This is a genomic window from Microbacterium sp. RD1 (assembly GCF_052220165.1).
Lineage (GTDB): Bacteria > Actinomycetota > Actinomycetes > Actinomycetales > Microbacteriaceae > Microbacterium.
On the sequence record NZ_JBQPOL010000001.1, the window covers coordinates 872,916 to 888,000 of the forward strand.

Consider the following 15,085-nt stretch of genomic DNA (forward strand, 5'->3'; position numbering starts at 1 on the left):
AGAAGACGAGCGAGGTTCGCATGCGGATTCTGATCACCGGAGCGGCCAGCGGCATCGGCCGCGCGACCGCGCTCGCCGCCGCCTCGCAGGGCGCACATCTTCTTCTCGTCGATCGCGACGCCGACGGGCTCCGCGCGGCCGTCGCCGAGGCGCAGGCGGCGGGTGGCCGCGCATACGCCGCGACGGCGGACCTCACCGATCCCGAGGCCTGTGACCGGGCCGTCGCCGAGGCGGGGAGACTTCTCGGCGGCTTGGACGGGCTGGTCTCCAATGCCGGGGCCATTCGGGCGGCCGCCCTCCGTGACCTCAGTGTCGAGGGGTTCGACACCCAGTTCGCCCTCAACACGCGGCCCACGTGGTTGCTGGGCCGTGCCGCGCACGGGATGCTGGCCGTCGCCGGCGGCGCCATCGTGGCGACGGCATCCATGTCGGGCAGTCATCCGACGCCCCCGCTCGGCGGGTACTCCCCGAGCAAGGCCGCGCTCATCATGCTCGTCAAGCAGATGGCGTTGGAATGGGGGCCGGACGGCATCCGGTGCAACACCGTCTCGCCCGGCCCGACTCTGACGGCGCAGACGGCCGGCGCGTTCGGCGTCGATCCCGACCCCGGCCAGCGTCGTGCGCGAGCGGAGCGCGCCGCGCACATCCCGACTCGCCGTCTCGGTGCGCCGGAGGATGTCGCCGCCGCGATCCTCTTCCTGCTGAGCTCTGCCGCCCGGCAGATCACCGGCGTCGATCTCGCCGTGGACGGGGGGATGTCGCTGGCGCTCATGCCCGCCACGGGTAGCGGAGCCGGCCACCGGGCTCAGGGCGACTGATCCTGGCTCAGCGGGCGATCCGCAGGGCGAAGGTCGGGCAGGCCGCGACGGCCTCTTCGACCGCCGCGATATCGGTGTCCTCGAGCTCGGGGGAGACGATGGTCATCGTGCTGTCCGCGCCCACCCGGAAGACCCGGGGGGCGAGGGACTCGCACACCCCCAGTCCGGCACACACGTCATAGTCCACTTCGACTCTCATGCGATTAGTTTACAACCTTAATTGCTTTGTCGTCGAGGGGGCCCCGGCCGCCGAGCTGCGAGGCGAGCACACCGGCGAGGATGATCGCGCCGCCGACCGGCTCATACCAGTGGATGGTCTCGCCCAGCAGGACGATGCCGAGGATGACGCCGACGATCGGCATGAGGTAGGTGACGGTCGCCGCGCGCGACGCTCCCCAGCGACGGATGATCCCGGTGTTCCAGACATACGCGAATCCGGTCCCCAGGCACCCGAGGATGAGCATCGCGCACACGACCTCCCACGACAGCGCCATGCGCAACGGCAGAGCGAACGGAACGATCGCCGCCAGGGGGACGACCGCGAGCAGCACCTGCATGGTCGACAGCGTCACCGGGTCGTACGGTGTCGCGGCGACGAACCGGCGCAGATACACCAGGCCGAAGGCGTACACCCCCGCCGACGCCAGCATCCCGAGCTGCGCAGGAAGCGTCTCGCCGAGCGGGATCTCTCCGGCGTAGCGCCACGGCGCCAGGAGCACCGCCACGCCGACGACGCCGACGAGGATGCCGACGACCTGGAGGCGCGTGAGGCGCTCGTTCCGCAGCAGCACCGGCGTGAGCACGAGAGTGAGAGTGGGGGTGACGGCGTTGTAGATCGCCGAGAGGCTGGAGGGGATGAGCTGACCCACGATCGAGGTGAGCGTGAACGGGATCGCGCACTGGGTGAGGGCGACGACGCTCATGTGGAACCACAGTCGCCCATCGCGGGGCAGGCGACGGCGCGTCGCGAGAAGGACGACGACCAGAGTGGCCGCTCCCAGTGCTGCTCTGATGAACGCGACCTCAGCGGGCGCGAGCCCCTGCAGTGCGATCTTGATGAGCAGGAAGCTCGACCCCCACACGAGGACGAGCGCGCCGAACATGACCCAGAGGGCGGCGTCGGCTCGCCTTCCCACCGGAGAGCCGCCCACGAGCCCTCGTCACAGTTCCAGGCGGAGGGGACACCCCTTCACCGAGCGGGACACGCAGATGAACATGGTGCGGTTCGCGGCGCGCTCGGCGTCGGTGAGGATGGCGTCGCGATGATCGGGCTGCCCACCCAGCACGACGGTCTCGCACGTGCCGCACGTGCCCTCCGAGCATGACGAGATGACCGGGATGTCATGCTCCTCGGCGACGGCGAGGATCGACCTTCCGGCGGGCACGACGGCCGTCACGCCGCTCTCCACGAACTCCACTTCGAAGTCGACGTCGCCCGACTCGTCGATCTCCCGCGGCACGAAGCGCTCCACGTGCAGTGCGCCGGAGGGCCATTCGGCGGTAGCCGCCTCCAGCTCGGCGAGCAGCGCCTCCGGGCCGCATGCGTAGACCAGAGTGTCCTGCTGCGGCTCCGCGAAATAGCCGCGGAAGTCTACGCGCGGCTGGTCGGAGGTGGTCACGACCCGGGCGCGCTCGCCGTGGCGGACGAGCTCGTCGACGAACGCCATCCGCGATCGGTCGCGTCCCGAGTAGACCAGGGTCCACTCTGCGCCGGAGCGCTCCGCCGCCTCGATCATCGGTACGAGGGGCGTGATCCCAATGCCCCCGGCCACGAAGATGTACCGCGGTGAAGCCTCCAGCACGAAGTTGTTCCTCGGCAGACTCACTTCCACGGACGACCCGACCTTCGCGGTCTCGTGCAGCAGTCGCGACACGGCGCCGTCGTCCTCTCGCAGGATGGTGACGCGCCAGCGCTCGCGGTCCGTCGTCAGTGAAGACAGCGAGTACTGGCGCACCAGGCCGTCGCCCGCGTGGATGTCGATGTGAGATCCCGGGGACCACTCCGGGAGCGGGGCACCGTCGGGGTGGGCCAGGCTGAGCGAGACGACGCCCTCGGCCTCCTCGGCCCGGTCGGCGATCACCAGGGACAGTCGCATGGTCGGGTCCGATGTCACTCGGGAGGGCAGATGCGTGTCAGCCTCCGGGCCGGCCGGCTCGGGCGCGATCGAGAAGGACAGCGGATCCATCGGCTCTCCCGCCGAGTACTGCCCGCCGAAGATGCCCATCGCCTCGGGGGCGAGCGTCGCCGTGACGTCGATCGCCTCCATGATCGCGGCGCCCGGCGCGGGGCGATAGTCGACCTCTGCGATCCGCACGCGATGACCGGGATCGCGGTCCGGATCCGCAACGGTGAGCGCGGTGCCCGCGGCGGTGAACTCGAGCCACGGCTCGTCGATCGCCACCGACATCATCCCGAAGTGCCCCGTGACCCTCGCGCAGCCGGCGAGCCGGATCACTCCCAGACCCGTGGCTGGATCCCACTCCGATACGTCGTCGACGGGGAAGGAGAACCGCCCGTCGTCCTCGCGGACAGCCGGAGCCGTCACCACGATCTCGCCGTCGTCGAGCGCGCCGACGTATCGCAGAAGACTGTCCTTGATTCCCCATCGAAGTCCGTGCGCTGTGTTCGTCATCGTGCACCTCCTGTGACCAGCGCCACCCGGCGACCGTCCCGCCGCTCGAACGCCGCGAACGCGGCCGCCGCCTCCTCCAACGCGAACACGCGCGGCGGCGACAACGGGATGACGCCGTCCGCGACGAGAGCCAGGAGTCGCGAGAGTCCCGCCCCGGACTGCGAAGCCCGCACCACGGTCGGCGCGGAGCCGTCGGGGAGGGAGGAGGGCTCGGTGGCGGGGACGAGTGCGATGTACCGGCCGCCGGGACGCACCGCGGCGCCGTTGTCCACGCCGGCGGCGTCCACGACGATGTCCGCCGAGGAGGGGCGGATCTCGTCGCCTCTCACGGCCGAGCGTGGAGCAACCCCCCTGGCCTCGAGCATCCTCACCACGAGTGAACCGACCGCCCCGCGTGCGCCCACGACGAGGACGTCGTCGCCGGGCTCCGGTGCCAGGACATCGACGGCCTGCAGAGCGGTGAGCCCGACCAGCGGCAGCGGGGCCAGCACCGACGCCTCGAGGTGCTCGGGCGCCGGCGCCAGGGCGGTTGCGGGGAGCGCGACCAGCTCCGCCCACGTGCCGCGGCCGGTGGAGGCCATGGTTGACATCCCCAGGACGCGTGCGCCCGGATGGAAGCCTGCGCCGGAGTGGACCCGACCGACCAGATCCCAGCCGAGCGTCCACGGCGCCTCGCCGCCGCGCGGACGGATGAGTCCGTTGCGGATCTTCAGGTCGGCGGGATTGAGCGCGGACGCCTCGAGGCGGACGAGAACCTCGCCCTCGCCAGGGGAGGGTTCGGAGATCTCGTCGACGAAGACCTCGCCGGGGTGGGAATCATGGAAGCGGATCGCGATCATGCTGTTCTCCATTCGGCAGCGACGGCAGCGGGTGTGGTGGCGCGCGGAGCGGGTGTGGGGGTGGCGCCCCACCCCTCAGCGCGCGCGACGGTGCGGGGCACCGGGTAGGTCCCCACGCCGTCGTGGGTGACGACGTCGAAGACGGGGCTCCGTGCCACGAGGCCGTCGGGGTGGCCCGCCATCTCCCCGATCGAGCGGTACAGGCCCCAGGGGACGAGCGCGGCGTCGAGGACGGCCGCTACCTCGGCGCGGGGGCGAGAGGCGAACCACGGCTCGAGGATGCCCGTGATCGCCGAGCGCTGCGACCAGCGGCCGGCTTCGGCGGAGAAGTCCGAGCCGGTGTGCCTCTCGAGGGCGGCCAACGGCTCAGCCGTCCCCGTCGCCGTCACCAGGTTGGCCCAGTGTCGTCGCGTGAGCGCGGTCACCATGACGCGGCACCCGTCGGCCAGGGCGAAATCCTGGCTGTAGCTGCCGTAGAGCGCGTTGCCGTCGCGGGTGCGCACGGTCGAGTTGACGACGGCGTCCGCGACGTAGCCCAGATGCGCGAGGGTCGCCGCGGCGACATCGGCGAGGCTGATCCGGATCTCCCCGCCGGTGCCGGTCGCGTCGCGCCGCCGCAGCGCAGCGAGCACGGCGACGGCCGCCTGCTGTCCCGCGAGAAGGTCCCAGGCGGGCAGCAGGCTGCCGACGGGGCTCTGAAGGATTGCGGGACCGGTGATGTCGGGCAGGCCGGTCTCCGGCTGGATCGTGTAGTCGACCGCGCTGCCGCCGTCCGCACGCCCTTCGATACGCACCAGGATGAGATCGGGGCGCACCGCGGCGAGGCTGTCGTACGACAGCCATTCCTGACCGACGGCATTCGTGACGACGATTCCGCCGCCGGGACCGCTCGCACGCAGGAGCTCGTGGACGAGTCCCCGGCCGGCGTCGGAACGAAGATCTGCGCGCGCGACGCGCTTGCCTCTGTTCAGGCCGGTCCAGTAGAGGCTCGCGCCATCGGGCCCGATCGGGTAGCGCGCACCATCGACCGGGCCGGCCTCGGGGTCGACTCGCACGACATCGGCGCCCAGGTGCGCCAGCGTCAAGGTGGCGGACGGTCCCGCCACGAAGGACGACAGATCCACCACGCGAACGCCGTCCAGCGGTCCGGATGCTGTGGCCATCACCACTCCTTCGTGGGTTGCGAAAAATTCGTGTACTAGGTTAACTGTAACCGCAGCGAGCCGAATTGCCAGCGTTCCTGCACCGCCACCTGCTTACGAGGAAGTGAGTACGACTCGATGATCGTTTATGCCGTGACAGCGCTGTCACTGGCTGCAGTTCTCGTCCCCCTGGTCGCGTCTGTGAGCCTGGTGTACCGGGTGAGCGGCGTCGTCAACTTCGGGGCCGGCTACTTCGCCATCTTCGCCGCCTCCGCGTGCGCGGCGTGGAGCTCCCTGACCAACTCGGCCATCGGTGTCACGCTGACACTCCTCGCCGGGGCGGTGCTGGGGCTGCTCACGTACTTCATCGCGATCCTTCCGGCGCAGCGGCGCGGGGTCTCGGCGATCGGGTTGACCCTCGCCTCGCTCGGAGTGGGGCTGCTGCTCAACTTCGTCACCCGTTCGGTTTTCGGCGGCGATCCCACCGTCATTCAGCCCTGGATCAAGGGCACCGTGACGATCGGAGACTTCCAGACCGCCTCGCAGCGGTTCGTCGTCATCGGCGGGGCGATCGTCCTCCTTCTCGTCTTGTGGCTGATCTTCGACCGCACGCTCATGGGGCGGATGCTGACAGCGGTCGCCCACGATCGCGAGCTCGCCGCGATGTATGGCATCCGCGGTCGTCGTTTCGATCTCGTCGCCTGGATCGCGTCGGGCGTCTGCCTCGCGATCGGCGGCATGTTCCAGGCATCCCTGGCGACCGTGTCGGTGGAGGTCGCGCCGACGCTTCTGGTGTTCTCACTCGTCGGTGCGGTGATCGGCGGGCTGGACAACCTGTTCACCGCGGTAGGAGGCGCCCTGGTGCTGGGTCTTGCGGTGACGATCACGGATCAGTTCATCTCGGTCGGGTATCAGCTGGTCACGCTGTTCATCGTGCTGTCGCTGGTGCTGGCGTTCCGCCCTCACGGGTTGTTCGCCTTCCGCGGCACGGCGGAGCGCGTCTGATGGCCGGCCTCGCCGGCGGTTCGATCCCGCCCCTCTCCCCGCCTCGCCGTACCCTCCTCGACCGGATGGGGAACCTCACCGGGGCCCGCATCGCGGCGCCGATCGTCCTGCTCGTCCTGGGTCTCCTGGCCTCGCAGAACGCCTACATGACGCACCTCGCAACGGCGGCGCTCATCGCCTTCATGCTCGCCGCGTCGTTCAACGTGATCTACGGGTACGCCGGCAGCTTCAACATGGCGCACGTCATGCAGTACGGACTCGGCGCGTTCACGTGCGTCTATCTCGAGACCCACACGCCCATCGGATTCTGGGCGAGCCTGGTGGCAGCCGTCGTGGTGACGGCCGTCTGCTCCGTGCTGGTGGCGTTGCCCTCCCGTCGGCTCAGCGAGATCTTCCTCGCCATCCAGACGCTGGCGTTCGCCCTCGCGCTCGCCGAGCTCCTCATCAACTGGCCGGAATTCAGCGGCGGTACGAACGGTCTCTACTTCATCCCGTCGCCTGAGGTCTTCGGCGTGCTGCTGCTGGGGGGTGAGATCGAGTACTTCATCCTGGTGGCGGTGTTCGCCTGGCTCGTCTTCGAGCTGATGACGAGGATCCACCGCTCCGCCATGCGCCGCCGTTTCACGGCGCTGCGAGAATCCCCCCGCATCCTCGAGTCGGTCGGGCTCTCGGAGTCACGCACACGGCTGGTCGCCTTCGCGATATCCGGCGGGGTCGCCGGCCTGGCGGGGGCCCTGTTCGCGCACTTCCAGCTCGTGATCGACCTCGACACGTTCAGCTTCGGACGCCTCATCGCCCTGCTGCTCGCGGTGATCCTCGGTGGTGCAGGGTACTTCTGGGGCCCGGTGTTCGGTGTCATGGCGCTGCTGCTGATGGATGAGATCTCTCTCCTCACGAGCGGTGCTCAGGACCTCATCTACGGGATCGGGATCCTCGTCCTCGTGATCGGGACGCGCGGGGGCATCGCCGGCGCGCTGGCTTCCCTGCGGCACCGGCTCGGCGCCCGCAGACGTGCCCGCACCGGGACCACCGCATCCGGAGTTCCCTCCCGGACGGCGGAGGGCCGCGTGACCTCCCCACCGGAAAGCGAGACCGAGGTCTCGCCGATCCTCGTCGCGGATGCCGCCACGCCCGCCGCGGCGGCGGCGGTGGTCGACCGTCCCGAGGTCGAACGCACGCTCCAGTTCACCGACGTGGTCGTCGCGTTCGGCGGCAACATCGCGGTCGATCACGCCGACGTGAGCGTGTCGACGGGCGAGGTGGTCGGCCTGATCGGACCCAACGGTGCAGGGAAGACCACGCTGCTGAACACCGCGACGCGGGACATTCCCGTCGCCGGCGGCGACGTGCTGCTGGACGGCGAGAGCATTCTGCGCAAACGCAAGCACGACATCGTGAACCTGGGCGTGGGGCGCACCTTCCAGAGCCCGAAGGTCATCCCCGACCTGACGGTGGTGGAGAACGTCATGCTCGGCGGTGACGGGCGCGCCAAGGCCACCGCGCTCGGGCAGACGCTCTACCTCCCGCGCGCCAAGGCCGACGATCGTGCGTCACGGGCCAAGGCCATGGCGCTCCTCGCCGACTTCTCCATCGCTCACCTCGCCGACGAGCGCGCAGGCTCCCTCCCGTACGGCGTGCTGCGCATGATCGAGATCGCGCGGAACCTGATGCTCGACCCGGCCTTCCTGCTCTTCGACGAACCAGGAGCAGGTCTGACCGAGTTCGAACGGGACGAGGTCGCTCAGATCATCCGATCGCTGTCCGCCCGCGGCCTGGGGATCGTTCTCGTCGATCACAACCTGCCCCTCATCTCGGCCGCCTGCGACCGCATCTACGTGCTGCAGGCGGGTAAGGTCATCGCCTCCGGTCCGCCTGCCGAGGTGTTCGCGCAAGAGAACGTGATCGCTGCCTACCTGGGGGTGTCGCAATGAGCGCGCTGCTGAACGTCCGTGACATCACGGTCGCCTACGGGCAGCACAGCCCCGTCCTCCACGACGTCGACTTCAGCGTCGACAGGGGCGAGGTCGTCGGGCTGGTCGGCATGAACGGCGCCGGCAAGTCGACGCTGCTGAAGGCGATCAGCGGCGGGCTGAAGCTCCGGGCGGGGGCGGTCGAGTTCGACGGCGCCGACGTCACCAAGACGGAGACGCCCGAGCTCGTGCGCCGCGGACTGATCGTGCTGGCCGAGGGCCACCGGGTCATCCGACCGCTCACGGTGCGGGAGAACCTCGAAGTGGCGGCGATGTCGCTGAGCCCGGCCAAGGTTCGCCAGCGCCTGGCCGAGGTCGAGGATCTCATCCACGCCCTCTTCCCCGTGCTGACGGAGCGGCGCAAGCAGCTCGCGGGGCTGCTGTCCGGCGGGGAGCAGCAGATGCTCTCGGTGGCCAGGGCCATCGTGCAGAACCCCAAGCTGCTCCTTCTGGACGAGCCTTCGCTGGGCCTGGCCCCCCTCGTCATCGACCGCATCTACGAGTCTTTGGACGCCTTCCGCGATCGTGGCGTGTCGATGCTCATCGTGGAGCAGAACAGCGATCGGGTGGCGAAGGCCTGCTCGCGTCTGGTCGTCCTGCGCGAGGGACGCATCGTCGCGCAGGGGTCGCCGACGGAGCTCTCGGGCGCTGCGCTCAACAGCGCGTACTTCGGCTGACAGGTCGCCCGCGGAGCGTGCGGGTGATCTTGTCCCAACAAATAAACCATGTAAACTAATTCCCCAGGAGGAACGATGACGGCCACCGGACTCATGTCGAGGAGAGAGCTCGTGACCCCGGAGCGGATCCGGGATCTGTTCTCGCCCCGCAGTCTGGCCGTGGTCGGAGCATCCGAGACCTCCAGCTGGGCGATCAATCTGCAGCGCAGCGTCGAGCTCGGCGGCGGCCTCGCCCGCCTGGAGTACGTCCACCCGAAGTACCCCGAGCTCTTCGGGCGCTCCACCGTGCCGTCGCTGCGCGATCTCGACGAGCCCGTCGACCTCGCGTTCGTGATGGTGGGTCCGGCCCGCGTCGCGCAGATCCTCGAGGACGCCGCGGCTGCGGGCGTGCGCAACGCCGTCGTGCTCGCCGCCGGCTACGGCGAGGCGGGCGAGGAGGGGCGGCGCATGCAGGAGGAGCTCCTGCTGCAGGCCCAGCATCTCGGCATCACCGTCATGGGACCGAACACCATCGGCTTCATCAACGGCACTCTCGGCATCGCCCCATGGGCCGTCGCTTCGCATCGTCGGCCGCTTGCCGGGCCGGTGAGCGCCGTGTTCGAGAGCGGCTCGATGTGCCGTGCCACCTACGAGTACGCCCAAGCTCACGCCGTGGGGATCAGCCACTGGGTGTCGCTGGGAAACTCCGCGGTTCTCAATACGCTCGACGTCCTCGAATACCTCATCGAGGATGAATCGACCAAGGCCATCGCCCTCTTCCTGGAGACGGTGCGCGAGCCCGAGCGCTTCATCCCCCTCGCCCGACGCGCACTGGAAGCCGACAAGCCGATCGTGGTCTACAAGGCCGGGCGCAGCGAAGAGGGGATGCGCGCGGCGATGGCGCACACCGGCGCGATGGCCACCAACGACGTCGTCGTCGACCGCGCATTCCGGCAGGCGGGCATCGTCCGCGTCGAGAGTCTCGAGGAGCTCGTGTCGACAGTCGGCCTGTTCGGGTACTCCGACCGCCGTCCCCAGGGCAGGCGGATGGGAGTGGTCACGTCCTCCGGCGGTGGATGCAACGTGGTGGCCGACCTCGCGCATGTGCACGACCTGGCCCTTCCGGCCTGGAGCGAAGAGATCTCCGGCAAGCTCAGCGAGCACCTGCCGCCCTTCGCGCAGACGCTCAACCCGCTCGACACCACCGGGTTCGGCCACGCGCGAGCGCGTCCTCGTCCCACCAAGGCGGAGGACGATCTCATGGAGATCGCCGTCGAGGATCCGAACATCGACTTCATGTTCACGATGATGACTCCTCTCCCGCCCACCCGACCCGAGGACCCGACGTTCATCGAGAGCCGGATGCGGATCATCGGCGAGATGGTGCGTGCGTCGCCCGTGCCGATCCTCTTCTCCTCGAACACCAACCTGGACATCACCGACTACGCGCGCTCCCTGCTGCACGACAACGGCGTGCACCTCATGCCGGGCGTCGACCTGGCGATGTCGTCGATCGGCTACATGATGGACTGGATCGACCAGCGCGAACGCATCCTCGCCCGAGAGCCGGTTCCCGCGGTCGACGGCATCGCCGTCCAGGGCGCGCGGTCCGGGATGTGGGACGAGTTCGAGGGTCGGCTGCTGCTGGAAAGGTTCGGCGTGCCGATGGCGCCCGCGCGGTTGGCGGCGACGGCGGATGAGGCGGTGGTGGCCGCGCGCGAGTTCGACGGCCCTGTGGCGCTCAAGGTCTGCTCGCGCGACATTCCGCACAAGTCCGACGTCGGAGGGATCGCGCTGGGGCTGAGCTCCGACGACGACGTGCGTGCGGCGTTCGAGCGGGTGGTTGCGGCCTCATCCGCGGGCGTTCCCGGCGCGGACATCCGCGGGGTCCTCGTGTCGCCCATGATCGAACCCGGCCTGGAACTGCTCATCGGCATCACCACGGATCCGACGTTCGGTCCCGTGCTGACCGTCGGGCTCGGCGGGATCTGGGTCGAGGTGCTCCACGACAGCAGCCTCCGCGTGCTGCCGGTGGCGAAGTCCGAGATCGTCGAGATGCTGGACGAGCTGAAGGGCGCCGCGCTCCTCAAGGGCGTCCGGGGCACCACTCCCGTGGACATCGACGCACTGGCCGAGGTCGTGCTGGCGGTTGCGCGCGCGGCGCTGGCCCTGGGGCCCGCCCTCGACGCCCTCGAGGTGAACCCGCTGCGGATCACCGGGGCCGGCATCCACGGCCTGGATGTGCTCATCGCCACGAGCGAGGCGCAATCGTGAGCGCGCCCGGTCCCCTCGCGGGGGTGCGCGTCCTCGACTTCACGCGCTTCATGCAGGGGCCCTACGCCACGCGCATCTTCGCCGACCTCGGTGCCGAAGTGATCAAGGTGGAGCGACCCGGCGGCGAGTGGGATCGGCGCCTGCGGGTTTCGCCGAGCGGGTTCGCGGGGTTCTTCCACGGACTCAACCGCGGCAAGAAGTCCATGGCGGTCGACATCACCACTCCCGAGGGACGCGACGGCGTTCTCCGGGTGGCCGCCGAGGTCGACATCGTGATCGAGAACTTCCGGCCGGGCGTGATGGACCGTCTCGGCCTGGGATACGACCACGTCCGCGCCGTCAACCCGCGCGTGATCTTCGCCGCCGCATCCGGATACGGGCCGCACGGGCCTCGCGCCCCCGAGCCGATGTTCGACATGGTGGCGCAGGCGATCACGGGGATCTCCGATTTCAACCGCTCTCCGTCAGGAGAGCCGCGCCTGGCGACGAGGGGGCTCGCAGACACCGCGGGAGGCATGTTCCTCGCGATGGCGGTGCTGGCCGCGCTGTACTCGCGCGAGCGAACCGGCGAGGGGCAGCGCGTCGACGCGTCGCTCGTGGGGGCCGGCATCGGCATCCACATGGCGGAGATCACGATCGCACTCGAGGAGGGGCGGGTGAACCGCCTCGGCGGCGGCCGGGTCACGTCGACCTCCGGCGCGTTCGAGGCCGGTGACGGCAGGTGGCTCGTGATCGCGGCGACGGATCAGAAGCTGTGGGGCGGCCTTTCGAGGGCGCTCGGCCTGGAGCATCTCTCCGAGGACGAGCGCTTCAGTAAGAGCCGGATCCGCGAACGCAACCGCGATGTGCTGGAGCCCCTGATCGAGGAGGCGTTCCGCGCACGCGGGCGGGACGAGTGGATCGAGATCCTCCAGCGCAACGACGTGCCGGTGGCCGCCGTCGATTCGTTCCTCGATCTGCCGGGGAACCCCGACGTCAGGGCGAACGGCTATCTCGTGGAGCAGGTGGACCGTTTCCACGGCCCCATCCAGATCGTCGGCACTCCCTTCCACCTGGAGGGCACGCCGGCTCGGGTCGGAGAGACCACCCCCGAGCTCGGCGAGCACACCGCCGATCAGCTTTCGCGCGTCGGTATCGCCCCCGATGAGCTGGAGCGGCTGATCGCCGCGGGCATCGTGCAGGTGTGGCATCCCGATGCCGAGAGGGAGGGGCAGGACACATGAGATACGGCACACCGGAGAGCATCTCCGCAGCCGCGCAGCAGGTGCTGTGGGAGCTCGACGAGCAGACCGGCATCGCGACGCTCACGCTCAATCGGCCGGAGAAGCACAACGCCATGAGCGTTCCGATGCGAGATCGCATCAGCGACCTGATGGCGGCGGCGGATGCGGATGACCGTGTCAAGGTGATCGTGATCCGCGGCAACGGTAAGTCGTTCTGCAGCGGGAACGAGATCAACGAGGAGTGGGGGCAGCGTCGTCCCCATGAGCGCCGGCGCACCCTCAACGTCGGCTACCGATATGGGGCGGACATGGCGTGGGGGCGCCTGGGGTTCAGCCAGGCGGTGTCCCGGTCGTCGAAGGTGACGATCGCGCAGGTGCACGGATACTGCGCTGCTGCGGCCTACTTCATGATCGCGTGCAAGGTCGACATCCTCGTCGCCGCGGAGGATGCGCGGATCGGCGCGCTCGAGGCGCGCTTCCTCGGGCCGGCGGGCGCGGTCGCGAGCGTTCACATCAACCGCATCCTGGGAATGAAGGCCGCCCGTCGCACGGGGTTCACCGCGATGCCGATGAGCGGTCGCGAAGCGCAGCGGCTCGGACTCGCGGTCGAAGCGGTGCCCGCCGACGAGCTGGGCGACCGGACGCGCGAGATCGCCGCCGAGGTCGCGGGCAGGCCGGCGGAGGAGTTGCTGTACCTCAAGGCGCGGATTCGTGCGGCGGAGGGGTTGATGGACACGAGCGTCCCGTCAATCACCGGACTGCTCGTCTCGCACTTCCTGCAGACCGCCCCCGACGAGATGGACTTCTGGAAGACGGCGCGGGAGGCCGGCGTCGGCGGCGCCTTGGACAAGGACAAGCAGCGCAAGGGCGCAGCGGACCCACGAACGGGGAAGCGGACATGACGATCGACACGAGCATCGCTGACTGGACCGGCCTCATCGAAGTCGACGACTTCTCCCCCCTCTCGCGCGGGGATCGCGCGTTCACTCTCGCTCTTCGCGACGCCGTCGTCGATCTCGCCGATGACGACTTCGTCAAGGCGATCGTCTTGCGTGCGCGCGACGACTTCGCTCCGGACGCCGAACCGCCCGTCCTCGACCGGCGCGAGATCTTCTCCCGCTGGCAGCGCGAGGTCCCCGGGGCCCCGGCGCTGTATCAGTCGATCACGTTCGCGAAGAAGGTGGTGATCACCGAGGTCGCCGGTGTATGCGCGGGCGCGGGCACCCTCCTCGTCCTGGCATCCGATCTCACGGTCGCCTCCGAAGACGCCACGTTCGGGTCACCCTTCCGCGGCAGGCCGGAGGCGAACTTCGTGCAGGCAGCGCTCACCATCCGTCTGAATCGCGCGAAAGCCTGGACGGTGCGCGGGACGACGTTCGACGCGGCGACCGCAGACGAGTACGGGCTGGTCAACGAGGTGGTGCCGCGCGCGCAGCTGTCGTCGGCTTCGCAGCGGATGGCGCGGGAGGTGGCTCGTATGCCGCTGGATGGCGTCGTGATGTCGAAGATGCTGCTGCAGCCGGTGCTCGACGTATCCGGTGTGGGGCGGGAGTACGACCTCGCCGGGTTCTATGCGACCGGCCTGAGCGCGACCGAAGGGGCGACACGATGAGCGATCCGCGCGTACATGTGGACATCGACCGGGCCGCGCACCTCGCCCGCATCACCGTCGACAGGCCGGAGCGATCCAACATGATCGATCCGGCGATGGTCGCGGCGATCGTGGCGGCGATCGACCGCGTGGAGGATGACGACGAGCTGAAGGCCGTGGTCATCCGCGGCGCCGGCGACCATCTCTCAGCCGGCTGGGACCCCGAGCACGCCTGGTCGATGTACACCGACGCGCCCGGCGGCTCGGTCAAGAAGCATCCCAGTCAGCGTGCGCGTCTGACGGCACTCGCCGACCTGTGGTGGGGGCCGCGGGGCATGTACACGCGCGTGCTCAAGTGCCGCAAGGTCACGATCGTCGAGGCGACCGGAGACTGCTTCGACACCGGCCTTTACCTGACGCTGTGCGCGGATCTCGTCGTGGCCTCGGACGATGCCCGCTTCGCGGGGCCGAGATGGCGCAACGTGGGCGCCGACGGCGACATGTCGTTGCTGATCGCGGAGGTCGGCCTGAAGCGGGCGAAGGATCTGCTCTTCCTCGGTCGGTCATGGAGCGCCCAGCAGGCGCTGGACTACGGACTGGTGGACGTCGTGGGCAGCCGGAGCGAGGTGGCGGAGCGCTCCGCCGATCTCGCGCAGATGTGCGCGTCGATCATGCGCGACGGCATCGTCTCCGAGAAGTACGCGGTGTTCGCCTCGCTCGCGAAGATGGGCGTCGACCTCTCGTTCGCGGCCACGACCGTGGTGGCCGCTTCGCTGAGCAACATCCACTTCCAGCCGGGCGAGTTCAACTTCCTGCGCGAAGTGGGAGTCGCCGGTGCCGACAAGGCTCTGGAGGTCTCGCGCGCCGACTTGTGACCAACTAGTTTACCTCGTAATCTAATTCAAGACTCGGGACGGAGCCGTCCCCTGTGAAA

The 15,085-nt window shown here is 69.3% G+C and carries 14 protein-coding genes; 9 read left to right on the top strand and 5 right to left on the bottom strand.

Translation table 11 applies throughout. The features are described 5' to 3' along the window. The first annotated feature begins 20 nt into the window (after positions 1-20). Complete coding sequence (locus tag ACTU3I_RS04180; RefSeq protein WP_442924373.1) at positions 21-818, top strand: SDR family NAD(P)-dependent oxidoreductase; 798 nt, start codon at positions 21-23, stop codon at positions 816-818. A 7-nt stretch (positions 819-825) separates the two neighbouring features. Here ACTU3I_RS04180 and ACTU3I_RS04185 read toward each other — a convergent pair whose 3' ends face one another. The 5 genes from ACTU3I_RS04185 to ACTU3I_RS04205 are packed head-to-tail and all read right to left on the bottom strand — an operon-like array spanning position 826 to position 5,453. After that, complete coding sequence (locus ACTU3I_RS04185; RefSeq protein WP_442924374.1) at positions 826-1,017, bottom strand: ferredoxin; 192 nt, start codon at positions 1,015-1,017, stop codon at positions 826-828. A gap of 4 nt (positions 1,018-1,021) precedes the next feature. Further along, entirely contained in the window at positions 1,022-1,969 is a 948-nt protein-coding gene (locus ACTU3I_RS04190) for a DMT family transporter (RefSeq protein WP_442924375.1), read from the bottom strand. Positions 1,970-1,978: 9 nt separating this feature from the next. Beyond that, positions 1,979-3,451, bottom strand: a complete 1,473-nt coding sequence (locus ACTU3I_RS04195) for an HtaA domain-containing protein (protein ID WP_442924376.1) — start codon at positions 3,449-3,451, stop codon at positions 1,979-1,981. Then, a complete protein-coding gene (locus ACTU3I_RS04200; RefSeq protein ID WP_442924378.1) occupies positions 3,448-4,290 on the bottom strand; it encodes an alcohol dehydrogenase catalytic domain-containing protein in 843 nt (280 codons plus the stop codon). Before ACTU3I_RS04200 ends, ACTU3I_RS04195 begins: the two co-directional genes overlap by 4 nt. After that, a complete protein-coding gene (locus ACTU3I_RS04205) occupies positions 4,287-5,453 on the bottom strand; it encodes a CoA transferase (RefSeq protein ID WP_442924379.1) in 1,167 nt (388 codons plus the stop codon). Before ACTU3I_RS04205 ends, ACTU3I_RS04200 begins: the two co-directional genes overlap by 4 nt. 117 nt (positions 5,454-5,570) lie before the next feature. Here ACTU3I_RS04205 and ACTU3I_RS04210 point away from each other — a divergent pair, with 117 nt between their 5' ends. The 8 genes from ACTU3I_RS04210 to ACTU3I_RS04245 all read left to right on the top strand — a co-directional run bounded on the left by ACTU3I_RS04210 (position 5,571) and on the right by ACTU3I_RS04245 (position 15,026). Next, a complete protein-coding gene (locus tag ACTU3I_RS04210) occupies positions 5,571-6,437 on the top strand; it encodes a branched-chain amino acid ABC transporter permease (protein ID WP_442924380.1) in 867 nt (288 codons plus the stop codon). Beyond that, positions 6,437-8,368: a branched-chain amino acid ABC transporter ATP-binding protein/permease gene (locus tag ACTU3I_RS04215; RefSeq protein ID WP_442924381.1), complete on the top strand. Its 1,932-nt coding sequence runs from the start codon at positions 6,437-6,439 to the stop codon at positions 8,366-8,368. Before ACTU3I_RS04210 ends, ACTU3I_RS04215 begins: the two co-directional genes overlap by 1 nt. After that, positions 8,365-9,084: an ABC transporter ATP-binding protein gene (locus tag ACTU3I_RS04220; protein ID WP_442924382.1), complete on the top strand. Its 720-nt coding sequence runs from the start codon at positions 8,365-8,367 to the stop codon at positions 9,082-9,084. Before ACTU3I_RS04215 ends, ACTU3I_RS04220 begins: the two co-directional genes overlap by 4 nt. Before the next feature lie 75 nt (positions 9,085-9,159). Next, positions 9,160-11,337 (top strand): acetate--CoA ligase family protein, encoded by a 2,178-nt coding sequence (locus ACTU3I_RS04225; RefSeq protein ID WP_442924383.1) that lies wholly within the window; start codon positions 9,160-9,162, stop codon positions 11,335-11,337. After that, positions 11,334-12,560: a CaiB/BaiF CoA transferase family protein gene (locus ACTU3I_RS04230; RefSeq protein WP_442924384.1), complete on the top strand. Its 1,227-nt coding sequence runs from the start codon at positions 11,334-11,336 to the stop codon at positions 12,558-12,560. Before ACTU3I_RS04225 ends, ACTU3I_RS04230 begins: the two co-directional genes overlap by 4 nt. Then, positions 12,557-13,462 carry an enoyl-CoA hydratase/isomerase family protein gene (locus ACTU3I_RS04235; protein ID WP_442924385.1) on the top strand — a complete coding sequence of 302 codons (906 nt, stop codon included), beginning with the start codon at positions 12,557-12,559 and terminating at the stop codon, positions 13,460-13,462. The genes ACTU3I_RS04230 and ACTU3I_RS04235 overlap by 4 nt, the downstream gene beginning before the upstream one ends. Further along, entirely contained in the window at positions 13,459-14,172 is a 714-nt protein-coding gene (locus tag ACTU3I_RS04240; protein ID WP_442924386.1) for an enoyl-CoA hydratase/isomerase family protein, read from the top strand. Before ACTU3I_RS04235 ends, ACTU3I_RS04240 begins: the two co-directional genes overlap by 4 nt. Further along, entirely contained in the window at positions 14,169-15,026 is an 858-nt protein-coding gene (locus tag ACTU3I_RS04245) for an enoyl-CoA hydratase/isomerase family protein (protein WP_442924387.1), read from the top strand. Before ACTU3I_RS04240 ends, ACTU3I_RS04245 begins: the two co-directional genes overlap by 4 nt. Positions 15,027-15,085 lie beyond the last annotated feature (59 nt).